Genomic DNA, 15,752 nt, shown 5'->3' on the forward strand with positions numbered 1-15,752 from the left:
GAGCCCCTAGCCCTCATGTCCAATTTGCTCAGACTCATTGGCCGACGCTTCCTCGCCCTCCCCATCATGGTGCTCGGCGTCACCTTCCTCGTTTTCTTCATCATGTCCTTCAGCCCGGCGGACCCGGCGCGACTCGCCCTCGGTGAATCCGCCTCCCCCGATGCTCTCGAGGCCTACCGCGAGGCCAACGGCCTCAACGATCCGCTGCTCATCCGTTACGTCCACTTCCTCGGCGGCATGCTGCGGGGCGACCTGGGTACCACCACCGGTAATGCCTCGGTGACCGACGTCGTCGCCAAGGCCTTCCCCATCACCCTGCAGCTGACCTTCCTCGGCTTGTTCATCGCGGTCATCATCGCGCTCGTCTTCGGCGTCATCGCCGCCCTCTACCGCGACCGCTGGCCTGACCAGCTCATCCGCGTGTTCTCCATTGCCGCGCTGGCTACCCCCTCCTTCTGGTTGGCTATCTTGCTCATCCAGTGGCTGGGCGACATCCCCGGTGGCTGGGGCATGTTCCCCGCGCTCGTCGCCAGGTGGGTGCCGTTTACTGAAAACCCGCAGATCTACCTCAACAACATCTTCCTTCCCGCCTTCGCCCTCGCCGTCCCCGTCGCCGGCTCCCTCGCCCGCGTCGTCCGCACGGCCATGGTCGAAGAGCTGGACAAGGACTACGTGCGCACCGCTATCGGCGCCGGCATCCCCAAGGGCGAAGTCATTTCCCGCAACGTGCTGCGCAACGCCTTGATCACCCCCATCACGGTGCTCGGCCTGCGCGTCGGCTACCTCATGGGTGGCGCAGTCATCATCGAAATCATCTTCAACATCCAGGCCATGGGCCAGCTCATCCTCGATGGCGTGACCCGCAATGACGTCTACCTCGTCCAGGGAGTCACCCTGACCGTGGCGATCGCCTTCATCCTCGTCAACATCGTCGTGGACATGCTCTACGTCCTCGTCAACCCACGAATCAGGAGCATCTGATGCTACGCGGGAAAACTACATCCAAGCTCGAAGCCAAGGCTGGAGGCCGGTTCACCGGCTTCAAGAACATGTCCTTGTCCTCGAAGATCGCTCTGATCATCCTCACTTTGGTGGGCCTGAGCGCCCTTTTCGCTCCCCTCCTTACTAACTACGATCCGCTGGCCTCGGGCGTTCCCGTCCAGCCGCCAAGCAGCGAACACTGGTTCGGCACCGACGCCATCGGCCGCGATATCTTCTCGCGTGTCGTCTACGGCGCTCGTTCCTCGCTCATCATTGGCCTCGCCGCGACGGGTGCCGCGCTAGCTGTGGCCGCTGTCTTAGGCTCGGTCGCCGCCACCGGAGGCAAGGTCGTCTCCGAGGTGCTCATGCGCATCCTCGACATCATCATGTCCTTCCCCGGCATCGCCCTGGCCGCCGTGTTCGTCGCCGTCTTCGGCAACGCCCTCCCGGTCCTCGTCTTCGCCATCGGCTTCCTCTACGTCCCGCAGCTGTCCCGCGTGGTCCGCGCGAACGTGCTGAGCGAGTTCGGTGAAGACTACGTCGCCGCCAACCAGGTCCTAGGCGCTTCCACCGCCCGCATCCTGGTCAAACAGGTCGCGCGTAACTGCATCGCCCCAATCGCTGTGTTCGCCACGGTGCTCGTCGCCGATGCCATCGTCTTCGAAGCCTCCTTGTCCTTCATCAACGCGGGCGTGAAGCCGCCGGAGCCCTCCTGGGGCAACATCCTCGCCGACGGCAAGCAGTTGCTGCTCTCCGGCGCCTGGTGGCCGACCTTCTTCCCAGGCCTGATGATCCTCATCACCGTGTTGTCGCTGAACATCCTCTCCGAGGGGCTTACCGACGCCCTCGCGTCCCCCACCATCAAGTACCGCCCCAACGTCCAAAAGGACGAGGAAGTCGCCGACACCTCCAACGCCCTCGGCCAGATCACCGAGGAAGAGGCCACCCAGGCCCTCAACCTCTCCCTCTCTGCCCTCCGCGACGCCGAACTCGGCGAGGACCGCCGCCTGAAATTCACCGGCGATCCCACCCCCCTACTTGAGGTGAAGAACCTCTCCATCGCCTTCCCCGCCGCCCACGGCGACGTCAATATCGTTGACAACGTCAGCTTCTCCGTCGCCCCCGGCGAAACCATGGGCCTCGTCGGCGAGTCCGGCTGCGGCAAGTCCATTACCGCCATGGCGATCATGGGCCTGTTGCCACCCACCGCGCGCATCACCGGCGAGATCCTGTTCGACGGCCAAGACCTGCTCAAGCTCAACGCCAAACAGCACAATGCGCTCCGCGGCCACGACATCGCCATGATCTACCAAGACGCACTGAGTTCGCTCAACCCCTCGATGCTGATCAGCAGCCAGATGAAGCAGCTCACCCGCCGCGGCGGCCAGCGCTCCGCCGAGGACCTGCTCAAGCTCGTCGGCCTTGACCCCGAGCGCACACTCAAGTCCTACCCGCACGAGCTGTCGGGCGGCCAGCGCCAGCGCGTCCTCATCGCCATGGCCCTGACCCGCAACCCGCGCCTGCTCATCGCCGACGAGCCGACCACCGCCCTCGACGTCACCGTCCAAGCCCAGGTCGTCGAACTGCTCAATGACCTGCGCGAGAAGCTCGGCTTCGCCATGGTCTTCGTCTCCCACGACCTCGCCCTTGTTGGTCGCCTCAGCCACAAGATCACCGTCATGTACGCCGGCCAGGTCGTCGAGCAAGGCACCACCCGCGAAATCCTCTCCGACCCCCGCCACGAATACACCCGTGGTCTCCTCGGATCCGTCCTATCAATCGAAGCCGGCGCCGACCGCCTCTACCAAGTCCCCGGCACCGTCCCCTCCCCCAGCGACTTCGTCGAGGGAGACCGCTTCGCACCCCGCTCCGCCAAACGTGGCGTCGGCGCCGACGAGAAGCCCACCATGCGGCTTATCGACGGCACTCACTACTACGCCACGACCGACGCCCTGCTTCAGCTGGGAGGAAAGTAATGACCCCCGTCATCGAGCTTCGCGACGTCTCCGTCATCCACAAGGCGCGCACCGGCAAGCTCTTCAAGCCCAATCTCGTCCACGCCAACCGCCACGTCGACTTCCACATCAACCGTGACGAGGTCGTCGGCGTCGTCGGCGAATCCGGCTGCGGCAAGTCAACCCTGGCCCGCGTCGTCGTCGGCCTCCAACGCCCCACCGAAGGCGAGGTCCTGTTCAAGGGCCAGCCCATGACCGGCCGCGGAAAGCAACGCACCGAGCTCGGCAAATCCGTCTCAGTCGTGTTCCAGGACCCCTCCACCTCGCTCAATCCCCGCATGTGCGTCGAGGAGCAACTTCTCGAACCCCTCCACGTCCACAAGATCGGCACCCGAGCCGAGCAGGAAATACGAGTCCGCGAACTCGTCGGCCTCGTCGGTCTGCCCCAGTCCGCGCTCAATGTCCTGCCCCGCCAGATCTCCGGCGGCCAGCGCCAGCGCGTGGCCATCGCCCGAGCCCTCGCTCTCGACCCGGACGTCATCATCGCCGACGAACCCACCTCCGCCCTCGACGTCTCCGTTCGCGCCCAGGTGCTCAACCTCCTTCTCGATCTGAAGAAGGAACTCGGCCTCGGCCTCATGTTCATCAGCCACGACATCAACACCGTGCGCTACGTCTCCGACCGCATCTGCGTTATGCTGGCGGGCGAAATCATTGAGGAGAACACCACTCAAGAGATCTTCCATAACGCCCAGCAGGACTACACGCGAACGCTCCTTGCAGCTACGCCTTCCCTGCTTTAGGCCTTAGAAGGTGAAAAAGGGGCCTGCAGGCCCCTTTTTCGCGTCATCGTCTGAACACGCGATCTTGAGTTCTTCGCTGGGTGTCAAGTAGTTGTGAAGAAAAAGGGGGGGTGACTACTGGGCAAGGACGAACTCCTCAGGCGGCTTAGCAAGATTGATCGTCACCGCATGCGGCACCGTCCAGACCTTCGGCGGGGCATGAAACCGCTGGCGATGATCACGGTAATAGACACCCTTACGACGCCGACGGTGCTCCAACGTCGCCACCCATTCACCGGTGAACACCTCCTCAGGAGTAAACGACGCTATCCCCGAATGATGATCAGTAGTGTTGTACGCCTCGATAACAGCCGCGATAGTCTCATACGCCTGGGTGATATCGGTGTAGACCTCCAACGCCAAACGGTGCCGCTTGACAGTACGGTGCAATGACTCACACTGCGGGTTATCGTTGCTCACCGACGGACGGATCAACGATTGAGTCACGTTGTACCTCCCCAGCAGGGCAGTCATGGCCTTGCTGGTCATGATGGACCCGTTATCTGAATGCACGATCTTCACCGTGCCGATCCCCTGATCAACGAGGCACTGCTCAATGAGGTCGGTAGCAATCACGGTGTCTTCACCAGGCTGGATTGTCCATCCAACGATCTTGCGCGAATACAAATCCATGACCTGATACAGTGCCCATTTCTGACGGACCAAGCTCCCTAGAATCCAGGTCACATCCCACACAAACACCTGCCCCGGTCCCGTCGCCGTGACCTGCGGTACCGGGCTGCGTGCCGGGCGGGTGCGTGCCCGTGGCACCGGTGTGAACGCGCGCATCATCCGGGCCAGACGGTAAAAACTTGACTGTGATCCCAGGTAGGGTTCCCGCCGGTCATCTACGTGACGCCAGTAGATCTCAGCCACGCTTAACCCTTCCGCCCTACCGGCGGTCAGCAGGGCGCGAATCTTGTCCTTTTCCTGATCACTGAGTCGAACTAACCCGCACCGCTGTGTATGCGGGATCGGGTTGGTTACGCGTGGTCGGGGACGGTGGCGGTAGTGGTAGGTCGATTCCGACAGGCCTACCAGGTCAAGGGCGTTTTTCTTCGTCCACCCAGCAGTACGTAGCTTCGTGAGGATGTCTTCTTCCTGCTCTTGCAGGTGTTCTAGGGTTGTGTGCTCGGCTGGGGTGAGTTGTTTTCCGCCACGTCGACACGCGTGCCAGCTTCCTGCATGGTGGCGATAGCTTTTCCCAAGGCGCCGATCACTTCTTTAAGTTCGGTAATACTCGCCGAATCCGTCTCGGCTTGGGTGTCGCGTTGATGCTCAGCGGTAGTAGCACAGGCTTCGGCGGTAGCGAGTCTGTCGGTGAGGTCGGTGATGGTTGCCTCCAGCCGTCGGATTTCAGCGGCGTCATCGGTGGTCATGCTGCCAGTTAAACGTGGTCCACGCCCGGTGGCAAGATCCCCGTCGGCGGTCAGTGCCACGAACCGGCGCATCTGAAAGCGGGAAATACCGTGGACGGCGAGGTAGGTGCCTTTGTACCCGTGGCGGGTGGTTGTGTAGGCCAGGGCGTGTTCCCTCATCTGCTCAGTTGTCCATTCCTGTTCGATTGTGGGTGGGATGGTCACGGTCATGGTCGTCTCCTTAGAAGCGGGGGAAATAGCTTCACAACCAGACTGACAGCAAGGGCTTCGACCCCAAAACCGGCACTTCCTAACAACTCCGGGGTCAAACCCCCTCCCAAACCCGCGAAGTTGTTAGGAAGTGCCGGTTTCACCGACCCAGCGGTGCCAGAAACTCTCCGGCTGGCTGACGATGGGAGACACCCCGGTCCTCGCACTGCGGCAACGAGTGCTCTTCTTAGGTAGCTGAATTACTCAGTCAAGGCGTTGATCTAGGACGATGCTCCGGTACCGGGTCGGAGATGTGGCAGGAGGCACAGGGCTGAAACTCCGCTTTCACCAGCGCCAATCCTTGCAAATCGGTGTTGGCTCCGGACTTGCTTCCTTGCGGCTTCCCACACGAGAAGGGGCGGCCCGCGAGTATCGCGAACCGCCCCTCCTGTAGCAGCTAAGCCATCGTCACCGTGCACGCATGGGCACCTCTGTTAGCGGGACCAGCCGAGACTTTAAGCTGACCGATCTGCTTCTTGTTAGTCATGACGACCGGGGTGATCAGCTGGGTTCCGCGGGTCCGAAGGGCGGAGGCGTCGACACGCACGATCGGCTGACCGGCTGTCACGGAATCTCCTACTGCGGCCAGTGCGGTGAATCCTTCGCCTTTGAGCTCGACGGTGTCTAGCCCGATGTGGACCAAGACTTCCAGCCCGTCTGGGGTTACCAGCGCGAAGGCGTGGAGGGTGTTGAATACCTTGACCAGCTTGCCGTCGGCAGGTGCACAGACATCGATGACGTCGGAGGTTTCGTCAGGAACGAGGGCGAAACCGTCGCCGACCATGGCCTGCGCGAAGACGGGATCGGGGACCTCGTTGACGGGAATGACCGTGCCATCGAAGGGAGCGTGCAGCTCAATCTTGGTCTTGTTAAAGCCGAACATGTTCTAGGCTCCTAGGCCTCTTGTTCGCCCTGTAGGGCAGCGTTGCTGGACTTCAGTTGGCGGGCGACTTCGTCGTAAACGAACTGGACATTGGTGCCGATGACAACTTGGACGTTGTTCTGCGAGGGGCGGATCACGCCAGCGACACCGGCTTTCCTGATCTCACCTTCATCGACCTTTACGTAGTCCTTGGTGGTGACGCGCAGACGAGTGGTGCAGTGATCGATAGAGTTAATGTTCCCTTCGCCGCCCAGTCCGGCGATGATCTGGCGCGCGACGTCAGACACTTCTGCGTCTTCGTCAAGGGTGGCTCCGGCATCGAGTTCTTCTTCGCCACGGCCGGGGGTCCTGAGATTCAGCCAGCCGATGAGGAAGTAGAAGATGACAAAGTAGATGGCGAAGAAGAACACGCCCATGACCAACAACATCCACCACTGGTTGGCCAGGGGATTCTGCGAGGACAAGAACATGTCGACGAAGCCAGCGGAGAAGCCGAAGCCGGCTGTCCATTCAAAGGCTGCAGCGATCGCCACTGAGATGCCGGTGAGCACCGCATGCACGAGGTAGAGCAGCGGTGCGAGGAACATGAAGGAGAACTCGAGGGGCTCGGTGACGCCGGTAAAGAAGGAAGCGAGGGCGCCAGCCAACATGAGCGAGCCGACCGCCTTCTTACGGCCGGAGTCTGCGCGCAGGTACATGGCCAGTGCCGCGCCGGGGAGGCCGAACATCATGATGGGGAAGAAGCCCGCTTGGTAGCGTCCAACGATGCCCTCAACCTGGCACACGCCGTCTGCCCAGACACCAGGGCAGTCCATAGCTGAGGTGGCCGCGGCAGCAGCAGCGATGGTTTCTCCACCACCAAGGAACTTGCCGATGTCGTTGATGCCGATGACGTCGAACCAGAAGATCGAGTTCAGGGCGTGGTGCAGGCCAGTCGGGATCAAGAGGCGGTTGACGAAGCCGTAGATACCAGCACCGACAGCTCCCATGCCCTGGATCCACTCACCGAAGTTGAACAGCACGTTGTAGAGCACCGGCCAAACGATATAGAGAACTCCAGCCAGCACGATAGAGAAGATGGCCGTGAGGATGGGGACAAGGCGGCGACCGGAGAAGAAGGCCAGGGCATCCGGCAGCTTCGTCGCATGGAAGCGGTTGTAGACCCAGGCGGCAAGGATGCCGACGAAGATTCCGATCAGGACATTCTTGTCGTTCACTGCTGCCCAACCATGCGATGCCCAGTCGATAGCAGCATCACCTTCGAGCGCCTCGAGATCGATACCCTTGTACCCGGCTACGGATTCTGGGCCAATCAGGAGTTTGATGGTCGCGAAGCCGAGGAAGCCCGATAGTGCCGCAGCACCATTCGAGTCCTTGGCCAGGCCGTAGGCGATTGCGATGGCGAAGATCCAGCCGAGGTTGTCCAAAACCGCGGACCCGGACTTGATCAAGACTGCGGCTGCGATGTTGTCTTCGCCCCAGCCAACTGGGTCGATCCAATAGCCAATGCCCATCAGAATTGCGGCGACCGGCATGACGGCAACGGCCCCCATGAGGGCACGTCCAAGCCTTTGCAGGCTCGTCATGATTGCGTTTTTCATGACTGTTCCTTTCTCGTATGTGTTTTAAGTTGTGGAGTTTGTACCCAGCCGTGGAGGAAGACCGCGAGGTATGCGGCTTCTCCGGCGGCGTCGCGGGGAAGAGTAGAGGTGTCGAGGATGCGGCATAGGACCTGCTCAGCCAGGTCGTATTCGCGAGGAAGGTCCCGAACGATGGATCGTTGGGCATGGTTGTCGCGCCATTGCCCGGCACGGGCACGGCGGAGCACGTAGGTCAGGGTGGTAATGAGTCCGTCGTCGCTTGTCGACGCCGCCCGGGGCAGCCGGTGGCGGATGAACGTGGCCAATCCGGCCAGTTCGTTGGCCTTGGCCAGAGGTTGTTTGACGGTGACGCCACTGCGGGCGGCGTTGAGGTGGAGGGCGATGAAGGCGGCTTCGTCGATAGGCAGGTCGACGGTGAGGTGGGAGTTGAGGTACTGGACGATGAGCTCGGCGGCGCCGAACTCGGCGCCGAAGACGGCCTTGATTTCCTCGAGGAGCGAGTTGCGGATGACCTCGCCTTTTCCGACGCGATCGACGGCGTAGGACAGGTGCTCGGCGAGGACGAGGTAGACGGATGGGTGGAGTTCACCGAGCAGGTCGGCCGCCAAGTCAACGGCGGTGGAAATGGTCTCGATGACGTAAGGGTCGAGAGCGTTGAGCGAGGTGAGCAGTTGCACCTTATCGGGGCTGAGCTCGATGTATTGCCGCTGGTCCACGGTGGCTGAGACGGGATCGCCGACCTGGCGGCCGAATCCTATTCCCCTTCCGACGAGTACGAGTCCTCCGTCGTCGGAATCATCGTCACCCACGCGTGCGAGGACAGCATTGTTGCTGAGCACTCGCACAACTCGGGGATGCGACTCGACCACGGTGGCTCCTAGGTAAAGAGGGCGCAGCGCACGTCCGACATCAGATGACACCCGACGACGGGGTAGTAGCGCCCAATTTCCAGTAATGCCTGATCGGATCAGTAACACCCAGAGGGGGTAAGGACAACTCTGAGAATAACCCCCTGGAGTAGGGATTTCCAGAAACTGCGACCTGCGCCGATGGGCCTCATCTGTGAATTACTTAGTAGTTTCCGAGCCGATTTGGCCCCACACGCAGGCAACTTTCCCCACCAGCGAACCGTGAGTGACGGGGAACACATTGCCCCAAAACGGGGTTAGCCGTCACTTTGTTTCGGGATCGTTTCGCCACACAACGGCCGTGGCGACGGCCGCGCGGCCCTCGCTGCGTCCAGTGAACCCGAGGTGATCAGTGGTCGTCGCAGAAACAGAAACGGGGGCACCAATGAGGGAGGTCAGCACCTGCTCAGCTTCTTCCCGCCGCGGCCCCATCTTCGGGGACTGGCCGACCAACTGCACGGCGGCGTTGCCAACGGTGAAGCCGGAGGATTCGAGGAGTTCGCGGCATTCACGAAGCAACCGTGCGCCGCTGACTCCGTCATACTCGGAGCGTCCCACCCCGACGAAGGAGCCCAGGTCACCGAGGCCCGATGCCGAGAGCAGGGCATCCACCACAGCATGGGAAACGACGTCGCCGTCGGAGTGACCCTCGCAGCCGTCGACTCCCTCGAAGAGAAGACCAGCGATCCAGCAGGGTTTGCCTGGCTCGATCTGGTGGGCGTCGGTGGCGATGCCTACGCGGGGAATGATCATGAGGGGACCTCGAAAATAGTAGGTTCGGCTTCGTCGGTGATGGTACGAGCGAGCATCATATCGATGGGAGTGGTGACCTTGAAGGCCATCGGATCACCCTGAACGGTGCGAACCGGAACGCCCCGCCATTCCATGAGGCTCGCATCATCGGTGGCTACGAAGCCCGCATCGGTTGCGGAGAAATACGCGAGGTTGGCTTCCCGAAGGGAGGCCAAGTCGAAGCCCTGCGGAGTTTGCACCGCCCGGAGGGCGGAACGGTCGGGTGTGGAAAGGACGGCGTCGTCAAGCACTGTTTTGATGGTGTCGACGACGGGGATCGCGGGGATGACTGCAGGAGAGCCTCCGAGGACGGCGCGGGCGACGCGCGCGATCATGCCTGGCGGGGTGAGCGCGCGGGCGGCGTCATGGATGAGGACGACGGCGTTGTCATCGGGGATGGCTTGCAAGCCGGCCCAGACGCTATCGACGCGCTCGCCGCCGCCGTGGACGAGGCGGACGGGGATCTCGGCTCTCAACAGTCCGGCGGCCTTGAGGAGGGAGCGCGCGAACTCCTCCATGTCGGGGCTGACGAGCACAATGACTTCATCGACGACCTGCGAAAAGATCATCGCCGAGACGGAGCGCTCCACCAATGAACGCCCGCGCAGCGGCACGAAAGCCTTGGGCACACTCGCGCCGAGGCGAGTCCCCTGACCAGCGGCGGCAACGAGCGCAATGACTCTCACGGACGTTTTAGTCGTCGAGCTCGTCGTCATCGTCGAAGGTGAGGTCATCGAGGTCAGCGTCAATCCCGTCCTCCAGCACTCGATCCTCCGAGTCCACGGCATCCGCCTCGACGAAAGCCTCGGCGCGGGCCAAGAACTCATCCGCCTTCGCCTCATCGACCGTCTCAGCGAGAGCGAGCTCACCGACGAGAATCTGCCGGGCCTTCGCCAGCATGCGCTTCTCACCAGCGGACAGACCACGATCCTGATCGCGGCGCCACAAATCGCGCACAACCTCAGCGACCTTGTTCACGTCGCCAGACGCCAGGCGCTCCTGGTTGGCCTTGTAGCGGCGGGACCAGTTGCCCGCCTCCTCCACATCGGTCTCCCGCAGGACGCCGAAGACCTTCTGCAGGCCCTCATCGCCGACAACGTCACGGACACCGACGAGCTCCGCGTTCTTGGAAGGCACGCGGACAACGAGATCGGACTGATTAATCTGCAGGACCAAGTACTCCAGTTCCTCGCCGCCCATCACCCGATGTTCGATATCAGCAATCTTGGCCGCGCCATGATGCGGATAGACAACGACGTCCCCGACCTTGAAATCCATTCCCACTCCTTGTGCACCCCTGAAAGGCACCGTGTTTCGGCATACTTGATCGGCTATTCTACCACGCCTCCCACCTGCACTTATCTCGGCCGCGGCCACCCTGACGGAGGGATCGTCGTCGTCCCTGGTGCGGCTAGGTCGAAAGTTTGCCCCCGGCTCCCCCCACGTAAAGAGAGAGGTTTGTCAGGAACTGTGTGCAGAGCATTGAAAGCTACTAAGGTAAGACGCTGATAGAACTTAGGTGAAAACAATCCATTGGAGGACCCCTCGTGAAGTCCCTGAAGTCGGCCGCCCGCCGCGGCGGCATCATCTCCGTAGCCGCCCTTTCTGCGTTGGCACTGGCCTCGTGCTCCGCCGGCCAGATCACCCAAACCTCCTCTCAGGTGGCCGCGGTTGACGGTGCTTCGGCCGACTCCGAGGACGGCACCATCGCCGTCCGCGACGTCACCATCATCGTGGACGAGGATGGCCAGGCTGCCCTCAAGTTCACCGCTATCAACCAGGACGTCGCACTCGTCGACCACACCCTGGAGTCCGTTGAGGTAGACGGCAACCCAGTCAAGTTGACCACCACTTCCCTCGCCCGCGAGTGCGCCCTCGTCGGTGACTCCGCCGAGGGACTGCGCGCCATGCCGCAGGCTGACGGTGTCGGCTGCATCGACTACACCGCCACCTCGGTAGAAAACTCCGACTTCGCCATCGGTGGCAACCTTCCGGTCGTGTTCTCCTTCGACTCCGGCGATGTCAACGTCGTCGCCACCATCTCCGCCCCGCAGATCGAGTCCGGTGACTTCGTCCGCCCGGAGACTGAGGGCTCGGCTCACTAGAGTTCTTTTCGCAGCTTCAACGCACCCCGGCGCAGCCCCACGCGGTTGTGTCGGGGTGCATCTCTATTGTTAAGCCCATGGCCCGTAAAGCACGTTCTGTCCACACCTGCTCCGAGTGTGGCTACTCCTCCCCCAAGTGGCTCGGCCGCTGCCCCGACTGTGGGTCGTGGGGGACGTTGGTGGAGTCGGCGGTCGCACCTAAGGCCGGTAGCGCTGCGACGGCCGCGGTGTCGGGAGAAGTACCGCGCGGGCTCACGCCTTCCAACCCGGCGATGCCGATTACCCAGATCAACGGCGCAGCGGCGACCGCCATGTCCTCGGGGATCGGGGAACTGGACCGGGTATTGGGTTCGGGAGTCGTGCCCGGTTCCGTCGTACTCATGGCGGGAGAACCTGGCGTGGGCAAGTCGACGTTGTTGCTGGAGGTAGCCAGCCGCTGGGCCTCGCAGGAGGCTGGCGGCGGGAAGACCCGCACCGCCCTGTACGTCACCGCCGAGGAATCCGCTGGTCAGGTGAGGGTGCGGGCCGGGCGCACCGATGCGTTGAAGGATTCGCTGTACCTGGCGGCGGAGTCGAACCTAGATGTGGTGTTCGGTCACGTCGAACAGCTCAAGCCGTCCCTCCTCATCGTCGATTCAGTGCAGACGATGCACGCCGCGGGCGTGGAAGGCGTGGCCGGTGGAGTCGCCCAGTCCCGTGCGGTCACCGCTGCGCTCACTACCCTGGCCAAAACTTCGGGCATTCCGGTGCTGTTGGTCGGGCACGTAACCAAAGATGGCAATGTCGCCGGCCCGCGGGTGCTGGAGCACTTAGTGGATGTGGTACTCAACTTCGAGGGCGACCGGCAATCGTCACTGCGCATGCTGCGGGGCATCAAGAATCGTTTCGGTGCCACGGATGAGGTCGGTTGTTTCGAGCAGACGGCAGAGGGCATCCGGGAGGTCCCCGACCCGTCCGGTTTGTTCCTCTCCCACCGCGGCCAGACACCCGATGGCTCGGCCGTGACCGTCGCGATGGATGGGGTCCGGCCCATGCTCGCCGAGGTCCAGGCCCTCACCGTCGACCCGGTGGCCAAGAATCCCCGGCGCGTGGTCACCGGCCTGGACAACAATCGTGTGCCGATGGTGCTGGCGGTGCTGCAAGCTCGGGCGGGCGAGCGAACCAACGAGAAGGATGCCTACTTGGCCACCGTGGGCGGGATGCGTATTTCGGAGACCGCCACCGACCTGGCCGTCGCGCTGGCCACGTGGTCCTCACTGCACGAGAAGCCGCTACCGCCGAAGACGGTGGTCATCGGCGAAGTGGGCTTGGCCGGGGAGATCCGACGCGTGCCATCCGTGGGCCGCCGCCTCGCCGAGGCCGCCCGCCTAGGCTACGACTTCGCCATCGTTCCCGCTGGTGAGAAGATCTCGGCGCCCGGAATGCGGGTGGCCCAGGCGGCGACGTTGCGCGAGGCGATTGAGCTGGCGGCGAAAGGATAGAATCACCGATCATGACCGAAAGTTCTTCTGCGCCGGCGGCCACCCTGCGGGAAACGCTGCAGCACCTAGCCCCAGGCACCGAGCTGCGCGACGGCCTTGATCGCATCGTCCGCGGCCACACCGGCGCCCTCATCGTCCTCGGTGATGGCCCCGAGGTCACGGGCCTGTGTGACGGCGGAATTGAGTTCGATGTCGCCTTCGCCGCCACCCGAGTCCGGGAGCTGTCGAAGATGGATGGCGCCGTTATCCTCTCCACGGATGGCACGCGCATCCGCCGCGCGAACGTGCAGCTCATGCCCTCCCCCACTTTTCCCACCAAGGAGAGCGGGACCCGGCATCGTTCCGCCGAGCGCACCGCCCTGCAGACGGGTCGGCCGGTCATCGCGGTGAGCCAATCCATGAGCGTGATCACCTTGTACGTGGAGGGTGGCCGACATGTCTTGGATGCCCCCGCGACGATTGTCACCCGCGCCAACCAGGCCCTGGGCACTCTCGAGCGTTATCGTTCCCGCCTCGACCACGCCAACCAGCGGTTGTTCGTCGCCGAGGTCAATGATTACGCCACCGTCGCCGATGTGGTGTCCGTCCTCCAGCGCGAGCTGATGGTCAAACGCGTCGGCCTCGACCTTGACCGCGACGTCCTGGAACTGGGTACCGCCGGGCGCCAGCTGGAGCTACAGCTCAGCGAGCTTCGCGGCGACAACGACCATGATATTGACCTGCTCATCCGGGACTACCTCATCACCGCGGGACCGCCCACGAAGGAAGAGGTGACGAAAGCCACGACCTCGTTGGATAAGCTCGGCGATGCCGACCTTCTCAAACCAGCGAACGTGGCCAGAATCCTTGGTCTGCCGGCCACCGAGGAATCGCTCACCCAGTGGATCGTGCCGCGCGGATACCGCCTGCTCAGCCGCGTCCCCCGGGTCCAGATGTTCCTCATGAACAAGATCATTGCGCACTTCGGCGACCTCAACTCCCTTGTCTCGGCCTCCGAGGAAGATTTGGCCAGAGTAGAGAACGTCGGACACCTGTGGGCTCGGCATATCCACGAAGGCCTGCGGCGAATTAGAAGATAGCCACGATTGTCCCCGCTACTGTGGGGATCATGGCTACTGCGCGCCCCCGCTATCACCTCACTGCCCCGACGGGTCGCCTCAACGATCCCAACGGCATCTTCCTCAGCGGCGATACGCTGCACGTCTATTACCAAAAGGATCCGGCGTTTCCCTTCGGTGCCAAGCGGACGGGCTGGGGTCATGCCACGACGACCCTAGGCGGTGAGCACGCCCTCATCTGGCAGCACCACCCCGACGCGCTCTACCCGGATGCCCCTTATGACCTGCACGGGTGCTATTCCGGCGGCGCCGTCCGCGACCATGACGGCACGGTTCACCTCTTCTACACCGGCAACCTCAAGGTTGCTCGCGAGGACGGGCCGCCGCTGCGCCAGGCGACCCAAAACTCGGTCACTGTGCAGAGCCCGGACGGTCCAGAGGGTGGCTTCTATCGGCGCCACCCCGCCAATCCGCTCATCGACGCCCCGGCCCCCGGCTTCACCAGCCACTACCGCGATCCGATGATCACCGTCGACCCCTCCGGCAGCGCCACCTGGCGCATGGTGTTGGGGGCGCAGCGCGAGGACGAGACGGGGGCCGTGGTCCTCTATCGTTCCGATGACCTGGTGTCCTGGGATTTCTTCGGCCCTCTAACCTTTGATGTTTCCGGCGCCGAACCGGGCACCGCGCCTGATCTCATCCCCGGCGGCTACATGTGGGAATGCCCCAACTTGTTAACGATGCACGATCAGTCCACCGGCGAGGACCTGGAGGTCCTCATCATCTGCCCGCAAGGCCTCGAACCGCTAATCGACGCCGACGGCACCACCCATTACGCTAGCTCCGACAACTGCGGGTACCTCGTCGGCCGACTACACGGCACCACCTTCGAGGTCCTCCGCGGATTCAGCGAGCTCGACTTCGGGCACCAGTTCTACGCCCCGCAGGTCATCGCCGAAAACGGCCCAGACTCCGCCCTCATGCTCGGCTGGATGGGCCTACCCGCTCAAGACGACACTCCTTCCGTCGAAGCTGAGGGCTGGGTGCATTGCCTAACCGTCCCCCGTCGTCTCACGCTGTCCGATCGGACATTGCGACAAGAGCTCATCGCGCCGGTGGAGTTGGTACGTGAGAATCTCCACGATGAAGACGTCACCTTTGTCGTGCGAGATACCGCCGGCGTAGACCGCGCGGAACTGGCGTATCGCCCTGGACCCACACCGCAGCTCTCGCTGAGCATTAATGGCGACACCCGCACCGTCGCCTGCCCGCCTGGCGACGTAGAGATCTTCCTCGACGGCTGTGCCCTAGAAATCAGCGCCGGAGGTGGCACGGTGTGTTTCAGCAGCGTTGTCTTCCCCAGCGAGGGTGCGGCCTGGGAGCCCATCACTCGCGCCTAAGCTAGCGGCGAATACAGTACGCCCCTGCATTTTCCCTGCTCCGGGCGCTGTAGTGTGCGCAGCTGCGCGCGCCGTTCTCACTATGACGTTTCGAGTAGACCCGTTAATCGAGTAGCAA

14 protein-coding genes and 1 pseudogene are annotated in these 15,752 nt (G+C 62.8%); 7 read left to right on the forward strand and 8 right to left on the reverse strand.

Features of this window, described 5'->3' with window-relative positions:
* Positions 1 to 15 precede the first annotated feature (15 nt).
* The 3 genes from CATRI_RS11385 to CATRI_RS11395 are packed head-to-tail and all read left to right on the forward strand — an operon-like array spanning position 16 to position 3,739.
* Positions 16 to 981 carry an ABC transporter permease gene (locus tag CATRI_RS11385; protein WP_290217665.1) on the forward strand — a complete coding sequence of 322 codons (966 nt, stop codon included), beginning with the start codon at positions 16 to 18 and terminating at the stop codon, positions 979 to 981.
* A complete protein-coding gene (locus CATRI_RS11390) occupies positions 981 to 2,957 on the forward strand; it encodes a dipeptide/oligopeptide/nickel ABC transporter permease/ATP-binding protein (protein WP_290217667.1) in 1,977 nt (658 codons plus the stop codon). Before CATRI_RS11385 ends, CATRI_RS11390 begins: the two co-directional genes overlap by 1 nt.
* The gene (locus tag CATRI_RS11395) at positions 2,957 to 3,739 is read left to right on the forward strand and encodes an ABC transporter ATP-binding protein (protein ID WP_290217669.1); all 783 of its coding nucleotides are present in this window, start codon (positions 2,957 to 2,959) and stop codon (positions 3,737 to 3,739) included. Before CATRI_RS11390 ends, CATRI_RS11395 begins: the two co-directional genes overlap by 1 nt.
* 114 nt (positions 3,740 to 3,853) lie before the next feature.
* On the opposite strand, the gene CATRI_RS11400 is transcribed toward CATRI_RS11395, so the two are convergent.
* From CATRI_RS11400 to CATRI_RS11435, 8 genes and pseudogenes are all read right to left on the reverse strand, one after another.
* Positions 3,854 to 4,654, reverse strand: coding sequence for a DDE-type integrase/transposase/recombinase (locus tag CATRI_RS11400; protein ID WP_290216842.1), 801 nt, complete (start codon positions 4,652 to 4,654; stop codon positions 3,854 to 3,856).
* 242 nt (positions 4,655 to 4,896) lie between these two features.
* Complete coding sequence (locus CATRI_RS11405; protein WP_290216844.1) at positions 4,897 to 5,367, reverse strand: hypothetical protein; 471 nt, start codon at positions 5,365 to 5,367, stop codon at positions 4,897 to 4,899.
* Positions 5,368 to 5,803: 436 nt separating this feature from the next.
* Positions 5,804 to 6,289 carry a PTS sugar transporter subunit IIA gene (locus CATRI_RS13645; RefSeq protein ID WP_290217671.1) on the reverse strand — a complete coding sequence of 162 codons (486 nt, stop codon included), beginning with the start codon at positions 6,287 to 6,289 and terminating at the stop codon, positions 5,804 to 5,806.
* An 11-nt stretch (positions 6,290 to 6,300) separates the two neighbouring features.
* On the reverse strand, positions 6,301 to 7,890 hold the full coding sequence (gene nagE / locus CATRI_RS11415) for an N-acetylglucosamine-specific PTS transporter subunit IIBC (RefSeq protein ID WP_290217673.1): 1,590 nt from the start codon (positions 7,888 to 7,890) through the stop codon (positions 6,301 to 6,303).
* The gene (locus CATRI_RS11420) at positions 7,887 to 8,759 is read right to left on the reverse strand and encodes a PRD domain-containing protein (protein WP_290217675.1); all 873 of its coding nucleotides are present in this window, start codon (positions 8,757 to 8,759) and stop codon (positions 7,887 to 7,889) included. The genes nagE and CATRI_RS11420 overlap by 4 nt, the downstream gene beginning before the upstream one ends.
* 303 nt (positions 8,760 to 9,062) lie before the next feature.
* Positions 9,063 to 9,551: a 2-C-methyl-D-erythritol 2,4-cyclodiphosphate synthase gene (gene ispF, locus CATRI_RS11425; RefSeq protein WP_290217678.1), complete on the reverse strand. Its 489-nt coding sequence runs from the start codon at positions 9,549 to 9,551 to the stop codon at positions 9,063 to 9,065.
* Positions 9,548 to 10,324: a 2-C-methyl-D-erythritol 4-phosphate cytidylyltransferase gene (gene ispD, locus CATRI_RS11430; protein ID WP_290217680.1), complete on the reverse strand. Its 777-nt coding sequence runs from the start codon at positions 10,322 to 10,324 to the stop codon at positions 9,548 to 9,550. The genes ispF and ispD overlap by 4 nt, the downstream gene beginning before the upstream one ends.
* Before the next feature lie 82 nt (positions 10,325 to 10,406).
* Positions 10,407 to 10,868, reverse strand: a pseudogene (locus tag CATRI_RS11435) (CarD family transcriptional regulator); the annotation flags it as partial.
* A gap of 269 nt (positions 10,869 to 11,137) precedes the next feature.
* On the opposite strand from CATRI_RS11435, the gene CATRI_RS11440 reads away from it, so the two are divergent.
* From CATRI_RS11440 to CATRI_RS11455, 4 genes are all read left to right on the forward strand, one after another.
* Positions 11,138 to 11,695, forward strand: coding sequence for a hypothetical protein (locus tag CATRI_RS11440; protein ID WP_290217684.1), 558 nt, complete (start codon positions 11,138 to 11,140; stop codon positions 11,693 to 11,695).
* 77 nt (positions 11,696 to 11,772) lie between these two features.
* Positions 11,773 to 13,176, forward strand: coding sequence for a DNA repair protein RadA (radA, locus tag CATRI_RS11445; protein ID WP_290217686.1), 1,404 nt, complete (start codon positions 11,773 to 11,775; stop codon positions 13,174 to 13,176).
* A gap of 11 nt (positions 13,177 to 13,187) precedes the next feature.
* Complete coding sequence (gene disA, locus CATRI_RS11450) at positions 13,188 to 14,255, forward strand: DNA integrity scanning diadenylate cyclase DisA (protein WP_290217688.1); 1,068 nt, start codon at positions 13,188 to 13,190, stop codon at positions 14,253 to 14,255.
* Positions 14,256 to 14,284: 29 nt separating this feature from the next.
* Positions 14,285 to 15,634, forward strand: coding sequence for a glycoside hydrolase family 32 protein (locus tag CATRI_RS11455; RefSeq protein ID WP_290217690.1), 1,350 nt, complete (start codon positions 14,285 to 14,287; stop codon positions 15,632 to 15,634).
* The last annotated feature ends 118 nt before the right edge of the window (positions 15,635 to 15,752 follow it).

The sequence above is a fragment of the Corynebacterium atrinae genome (assembly GCF_030408455.1).
Lineage (GTDB): Bacteria > Actinomycetota > Actinomycetes > Mycobacteriales > Mycobacteriaceae > Corynebacterium > Corynebacterium atrinae.